The 6,630-nt window shown below is 75.1% G+C and carries 7 protein-coding genes; 2 read left to right on the top strand and 5 right to left on the bottom strand.

Translation table 11 applies throughout. The annotated features are described in order from the left end of the window. Positions 1-64 precede the first annotated feature (64 nt). The gene (locus CPE01_RS15380) at positions 65-511 is read right to left on the bottom strand and encodes an Lrp/AsnC family transcriptional regulator (protein ID WP_146807685.1); all 447 of its coding nucleotides are present in this window, start codon (positions 509-511) and stop codon (positions 65-67) included. Positions 512-603: 92 nt separating this feature from the next. Here CPE01_RS15380 and CPE01_RS15375 point away from each other — a divergent pair, with 92 nt between their 5' ends. Continuing rightward, positions 604-1,794, top strand: coding sequence for a CAP domain-containing protein (locus CPE01_RS15375; protein ID WP_146807684.1), 1,191 nt, complete (start codon positions 604-606; stop codon positions 1,792-1,794). Between the two features lie 3 nt (positions 1,795-1,797). Here the strand turns inward: CPE01_RS15375 and rocD are convergent, their stop codons facing one another. Together rocD and ddaH are read right to left on the bottom strand one after the other, a co-directional pair. After that, positions 1,798-3,000: an ornithine--oxo-acid transaminase gene (gene rocD / locus CPE01_RS15370; protein WP_146807683.1), complete on the bottom strand. Its 1,203-nt coding sequence runs from the start codon at positions 2,998-3,000 to the stop codon at positions 1,798-1,800. A 72-nt stretch (positions 3,001-3,072) separates the two neighbouring features. Next, positions 3,073-3,900, bottom strand: coding sequence for a dimethylargininase (gene ddaH / locus CPE01_RS15365; RefSeq protein ID WP_146807682.1), 828 nt, complete (start codon positions 3,898-3,900; stop codon positions 3,073-3,075). A gap of 260 nt (positions 3,901-4,160) precedes the next feature. On the opposite strand from ddaH, the gene CPE01_RS15360 reads away from it, so the two are divergent. Then, a complete protein-coding gene (locus CPE01_RS15360; protein ID WP_146807681.1) occupies positions 4,161-5,153 on the top strand; it encodes an aldo/keto reductase in 993 nt (330 codons plus the stop codon). A 39-nt stretch (positions 5,154-5,192) separates the two neighbouring features. On the opposite strand, the gene CPE01_RS15355 is transcribed toward CPE01_RS15360, so the two are convergent. Beyond that, the gene (locus CPE01_RS15355; protein WP_246783991.1) at positions 5,193-5,966 is read right to left on the bottom strand and encodes a hypothetical protein; all 774 of its coding nucleotides are present in this window, start codon (positions 5,964-5,966) and stop codon (positions 5,193-5,195) included. A 3-nt stretch (positions 5,967-5,969) separates the two neighbouring features. Continuing rightward, entirely contained in the window at positions 5,970-6,479 is a 510-nt protein-coding gene (locus CPE01_RS15350; protein WP_246783990.1) for an OsmC family protein, read from the bottom strand. Positions 6,480-6,630 lie beyond the last annotated feature (151 nt).

Genomic DNA, 6,630 nt, shown 5'->3' with positions numbered 1-6,630 from the left:
CCCCCCCCGCGGCGAGGCCTCGCGCCCGAGGCCGGTGCGGCGGTCCGACGCGCGTCGGCGGGCGTCAGGGGGTGACGTCGGGGCGGCGCACGAGCGCCGAGAGCACGACGGTCGAGCGCGTGCGGGACACGAACGGCTCGGCCGCGAGCCGCTCGACGACCTGCTCGAGGTGCCGCATGTCGCGCGCCCGCACCTGCACGACGAGATCGACGTCGCCGGTCACGGTGCTCGCGGTGACGACCTCGGGGTACTGCTCGACCGCGGCGCGCATGGTCGCAGGGCTCGTCGAGCCCTGGCAGTAGATCTCGACGAACGCCTCGGTCTGCCACCCGAGCGCCGCCGGGTCGAGGCGCACGGTGAACCCGCGGATCACGCCGTCGTCGCGCATGCGGTCCACCCGGCGCTTGACGGCGGGCGCGGACAGCGCGACCTGGGCACCGATCTGGGCGTAGGTCGCACGCGCGTCGGCGGCGAGCACGCGCAGGATCGCCGAGTCGAGGGCGTCGGTCATGTCCCCATGATCCCGTCCCGGCGTTCAAGTCCGGTCCTCGGCGTGCCGATACCAGTTCAGGACGATCCGCACGAAAGCGACGGGAGCAGCGCGTGACGCACACCGGCCGGCGCTCGGACGCGCCTGAGGCAACCCGTCCCGAGACCGCGGTGGCCCCCGGGCTGCCGACGCAGCGGCAGCGCGGCGCGGCGCTGCCCGCGCTGCCGACGCTGCCGGCGGTGCTGCCGCCGCTCGTGCCGACGCAGCGCAGCGTGTCGGCGTCGCGCACGGCCTCGGTCCACGCCCCGCTCGCGCTCCCCGGACCGGCTGCGCCGCTCGGCGTGCTCAACGCGACGCGGGCCGCTCGCGTGACGCCGCACCGGCGGGCGCTGCGGGTCGTCGCGGTCGTGGGCGTGGCCGCGCTCGCGGCGACCGCCACGGGCGGCTGGGTCGCGCAGGACCGTGCCCACCGTGCGCTCGTCGCGCAGCAGGAGGCGCGGGCGCGCGTGGACGTGGCCGTCGCGGGCACGTCGGCCGACGGGCCGTCGACGGCTCGTCGCGAGGTCACCCGCGCGCAGGTCGCCACGTTCGTCGCGGAGCGCTCGGACCAGGTGACCGCGGTCGAGGCCGCGGTCGAGGCGGCGACGACCGTGCTCGGTCAGACCACGCACGCGGGCGACGCGGCGCGCGGCGCGCTGCAGTCGGCGATCGACGCGGCGCGCGCGACCGCGGCCGACGAGTCCTCGACGCTCACCGAGCTGCGCGCGGCCGCCGCGTCCCTCGCCGGCCCGCAGAAGGCCGCGACGGACGCCGAGGCCGCCTGGGTGAAGGCCGAGGCGGAGCGCAAGGCTGCCGAGGAGCGCGCGCGTCAGGCCGTGCAGGCGCCGCGGACGTCGCGCGCCCCGAGCGGTGGCGGCGGCACCGCACCCGCGCCGCGGATCCCCGCGGGTGGGCTGCGCTGCGGCGACACGGGCGGCTCGGGTGCGAGCGAGGCCAGCGCGTCGTCGCTCGGCGCGGCCATCAACGCCTATCGCTCGTCGCTCGGGCTGCCGACGCTCACGGTCTCGCGGTCCGGCTCGCTCACGGCGCACGCGCTGCGCATGGGCACCGCGGGCGGGATCTGGCACTCGGGTGGCGACAACATCGTCGGCTGCGCGGGCTCGGCCAAGCCCTACTACCTCGTGCAGGCGTGGTCGCACTCGCCGGGTCACGACGCGCAGATGCGCCGCACGAACGTCACGACGATGTACGTGGGGGCCGCGACGCAGAGCGGCTGGCTGTTCGGCGCGGTCCTCTTCCGCTGACCGTCAGCCGGCCAGGGCCGTCGTCGTCCGCGTGAGGGCCTCGGCGAGCTCGTCGGAGGTGATCGTCAGCGGCGGTGCGAGGCGCAGCGTGCGTCCGTGCGTGTCCTTGGCGAGCACACCGTGGCGCAGCAGCGCCTCGCACGCGGCCCGCCCGGTGCCCTGGCGTACGTCGAGCCCCGCCCAGAGCCCGGCCCGCCGCACGCCGGTGAGCACACCGCCGTCGACGAGCGCCGCCAGTCCCGCGCCGAGCTGCTCGCCGCGCACGCGCGCGGCGGCCTGGAGGTCGCCGGGCGTGAGGAGGTCGATCACGGCGAGCGCCACGGCGCACGCGAGCGGGTTGCCGCCGAACGTCGACCCGTGCGTCCCGGGGGTCAGGACGCCCAGCACGTCGGACCGCCCGACCACGGCCGAGACCGGCAGGATCCCGCCGCCGAGCGCCTTGCCGAGCGTCACGAGGTCGGGGCGCACGCCCCACAGCTCGCACGCGAGCGTGTGCCCCGTGCGGCCGAGCCCGGACTGGATCTCGTCGGCGACGAGCAGGATGCCGGCCTCGTCGCACGCGGCGCGCACCGCGGGCAGGTAGTCGTCGGGCGGGACGATCACGCCGTGCTCGCCCTGGATCGGCTCGAGCAGCACCGCGACGGTCGTGTCGTCGATCGCCGCACGCAGCGCTGCCGCGTCACCGAACGGGACCGCGCGGAACCCGGGCGTGAAGGGGCCGAACCCGTCGCGTGCGTCCGGGTCGTCGGAGAACGACACGATCGTCGTGGTCCGGCCGTGGAAGTTGCCCTGCGCGACGACGATCGTCGCCCGGTCCGCCGGCACGCCGCGTATCTCGTAGCCCCACTTGCGGGCGGCCTTGATCGCGGTCTCGACGGCCTCCGCGCCGGTGTTCATGGGCAGCACGAGCGGGTCACCGGTGAGCAGCGGCCCGACGAGCCCCGCCAGCCCGCGCGCGAACGGCTCGAGCAGCGCGTGGTCGAACGCGCGGCTCGTGAGGGTCAGGCGGTCGAGCTGTGCGTGTGCCGCGGCGACGAGCGCCGGGTGCCGGTGCCCGAAGTTGAGCGCCGAGTAGCCCGCGAGCAGGTCCAGGTACCGGCGGCCCTCGTCGTCCGTCACCCACGCGCCCTCGCCGGACACGAGCGTGACGGGCAGCGGGGAGTAGTTCTGCGCGAGGTGCGTGCCGGCGATCGTCGGGGTCGTCATGGCGGGCCTCCGGCCGTGCGGTCGAGGGACGGGTGCGGGAACCGGGGGAGACGGGGGAAGGTCGAGGGGCCGTCAGGCGCGGATCTCGAGCGTGCAGCACTTCGCGCCGCCGCCGCCCTTGAGCAGCTCGCTCGTGTCGACCGGGATCGGCCGGTAGCCGCGCTCGGTGAGGGCCGCGGCGAGGTCGCGCGCTCCGGGGGCGACGATGACGTTCTCGCCGTCGGAGACCGCGTTGAGGCCGAGCGCGACGGCGTCGGCGTCGGTCGCGATGATCGCGTCGGGGAACAGGGTCTGCAGCACCGCGCGGCTGCCGGCGCTGAAGGCGGGCGGGTAGTACGCGATCTGCGGCGATGCCGGGTCGGAGGAGATCACGGCGAGCGCGGTGTCGAGGTGGTAGTAGCTCGGGTTGACGAGCTCGAGGCTGATGACCGGGCGGCCGAACAGCTCCTGCGCCTCGCCGTGGGCGGCCCGTTCGGTACGGAAGCCCGTGCCGGCCAGGATGAGGTCGCCGACGACGAGGATGTCGCCCTCGCCCTCGTTGATCACCGCGGCGGTGTGCGTGACGTACCCGCGGTCGGCGAACCACTTCTGGTACGCCGGACCCTCGGGCTGGCGCTCGGGGTGGCGGAACCTCGCGGAGTACACGACGCCGCCGACGACGGTCGCGCCGTTCGCGGCGTAGACCATGTCCGGCAGGCCCTCGATCGGGTCGATCGTCTCGACGCGGTGCCCCAGCTCGAGGTACGTGTCGCGCAGCGTGCGCCACTGGCGCAACGCAAGGTCGCGGTCGGTGTAGCGGGTGGCGTCCATCCAGGGGTTGATCTCGTACGACACCGTGTAGTGCAGGGGCTCGCACATGAGGTAGTGGCGGTCGGTGCGGCCGGGCGCGGTGACGGTCATGGGGCTCCCTGGAGTGTGTCGTGGGGGAGCGAGCGGGCTGCGCGGATGGCGGTGCACGCTCGCGTGCAGAGTCGGGCGCGCCTGGCGGGCACGCGGCTGGTTCGAGCCTAAGGGCTGCGGGACGGCGCAACCGATGAGGCGCGGTTGCGCGCCTGGGCGCGATCCGTTGCGTGCTGGTGGGGTTCTGCGGGGATTTGTTGCAGCCTCGCCTGAGTCGCTGCTGGCCGGTGGGACGACGAACGGCGGTTAGCCTCGTCGGCATGGAGAAGCGTGTGCTGGGACGGACAGGTCGGGACGTCGGTGTCATCGGGCTCGGGTGCTGGCAGCTCGGTGCGGACTGGGGCGAGGTCAAGGAGGACACCGCTCTGGAGGTGCTGGGCGCGGCCGTGGACGCCGGGGTGACGTTCCTCGACACCGCGGACGTGTACGGCGACGGCCGCAGCGAGCGGCTCGTCGGGAAGTTCGTCGCCTCGCGCGGCGGGGCGGCGTCCGGGCTGACGGTCGCGACGAAGATGGGCCGCCGCGCGGACCCGCACGTCGCGGACGCGTACAGCCTCGACGCGTTCCGCGCGTGGAACGACCGCTCGCGCGAGAACCTGGGCGTCGACACCCTCGACCTGGTGCAGCTGCACTGCCCGCCCACCGAGGTCTACTCGCGTGAGGCGACGTGGGACGCGCTCGACACGCTCGTCGACGAGGGCCGCATCGCCGCGTACGGCGTGTCCGTCGAGACGGTCGACGAGGCGCTGACCGCGATCGCGCGCCCGCACGTCGCGAGCGTGCAGATCATCCTCAACGTGTTCCGCCGCAAGCCGCTCGAGCAGGTGCTGCCCGCGGCGGCCGAGGCGGGCGTGGGGATCATCGCGCGCGTGCCGCTCGCGTCGGGCCTGCTCTCCGGCAAGTACGACGAGTCGACGACCTTCGCCGAGTCCGACCACCGCACGTTCAACCGCCAGGGCGAGGCGTTCGACGTCGGCGAGACGTTCTCCGGTGTGCCGTTCGAGGTCGGTGTCGCGGCGGCCCGCGAGGTCGCCGCGTACACGCCGCAGGGCGCGACGACCGCTCAGCTCGCGCTGCGCTGGATCGTCGACCAGCCGGGCGTCTCGGTGGTCATCCCGGGTGCCCGCAACGCCGAGCAGGCGCGCGGCAACGCCGCGGCGGCGAACCTGGCGCCCCTGTCCGACGAGACGCAGGCGGCCTTGGCCGCGATCTACGACGAGCGCATCCGCACGCACGTCCACGCGCGCTGGTGACGCACCGGTCGCTCGCTGGCGGTCGTCGACAGACAGCCGTCAGCGGCGCCCGAGCCGCGGGAGCGCGCGCCGACGACCGCGTCCCTCGGGACCGGTAGCGCCCTCGTCGCCGACGCCCGCGGGACCCGCGGTGAGCTCGTCGCGGACCTCGCTCGACGGCAGCGGGAGCGGGTCGCGGAACGCCACCGGCGCGGGTCCGAACGCCTGGCGTGCGCCCGTGATCACCTCGCGGCCGAGCGCGCGCCCGCCGCTCGCGCCGACGACGACGCCGATGCCGTACGGCAGCAGGCGGCCGAAGAACAGCCCGGTCTGCTTGGTGAGCTGCTTGCGCAGCATGCGACGCGTGAGCGTCGTGTTGACCTTCTTGACCGTGGCCATCGGCATGCGCGTGAGCAGCAGGCGCGCGACGTTCGTCGCCCCGACGCCCGTCACGTCGGTGAGCGCCTTGGCGCCCGCCTCGCCGAGGATCGCGGTGAGCAGCAGCGCACGGCGCCGCTCGACGTCCTCGACCTCGATGCCGTGCACGGAGGCGACCGCGAGCACGTACGCCGCGGACGCGCTGAAGAACGTCGCGACGTCGCTCGCGGTCAGCACGATCGCCACGCCGGTCCCGACGGCCGGGGCCGCGGCAGCCGCGCCGACCGCCCCGCCCGCGCTCGCGACGACGACCAGGAACTCCTTCTCGAGCAGCCGCACGAGCTGCTCGGGCGACGCCTCCGGGTTGCGCCGACGCAGGCTCGCGACGTGCTGGTGCACGGCCGACGACGGCAGCGACACCGCCCGCGCCATGGCCTCCTCGACGAACCGCGGCACGGCTCAGCGCTCCCCGACGACCGTGAGGCTGACCTGCGCTCCCGCCTCGAGCGTGCGGCCGACCGTGCAGTGCTGGTCGATCGCGCGGTGCACCACCGTGAGCAGCCGGTCACGTGCAGCCGGGTCCAGCGCGGACAGGTCGACGACGAGCCGCTCCGCGAGCGCCGGGTAGCGGTCCTCGTCGTCGTCCGCGAGGCCCTCGACCTCGATCGTCACCGGGACGTCGTCGCCCAGCCGCCGCGCGAGTGCCGCGTCCGCCGACAGGCCCGAGCACCCCGCGAGCGCGACCTTCATGAGCTCGCCGGGCGTGAACGCCTCGTCGTACGCGATGTCACCGATCTCGACCCGCGCCCCGCGCGAGTTGTGCCCCACGTAGCGGCGCTTGCCGGTCCGCTCGACCCACAGCCGGGTGCCGCCCGCGTTGGCGGGCTCGACGCCGGGAACGGGGGCAGGAGCAGCCGCGGTCGGCTCGGCACCCGCGGGCGAGGCGGCTGCGCTCGTCTGGCTCGTCATGCGCCGATCCTCGCACGGCCCGCCACCACGAGCGCGGGGTCGCCGCCGCCCGCGATTGCGCAACGACTACGGATGGAGCGCCGCGACGCCGCAACTAGGCTGACCGCGCGTGCCGCCCCTCGGCCGTGCGCACACTCGTCGTCGGGAGGTC

This window comes from Cellulomonas persica (assembly GCF_007989825.1).
GTDB lineage: Bacteria > Actinomycetota > Actinomycetes > Actinomycetales > Cellulomonadaceae > Cellulomonas > Cellulomonas persica.
This window is presented reverse-complemented; position numbering and strand designations above follow the sequence as displayed.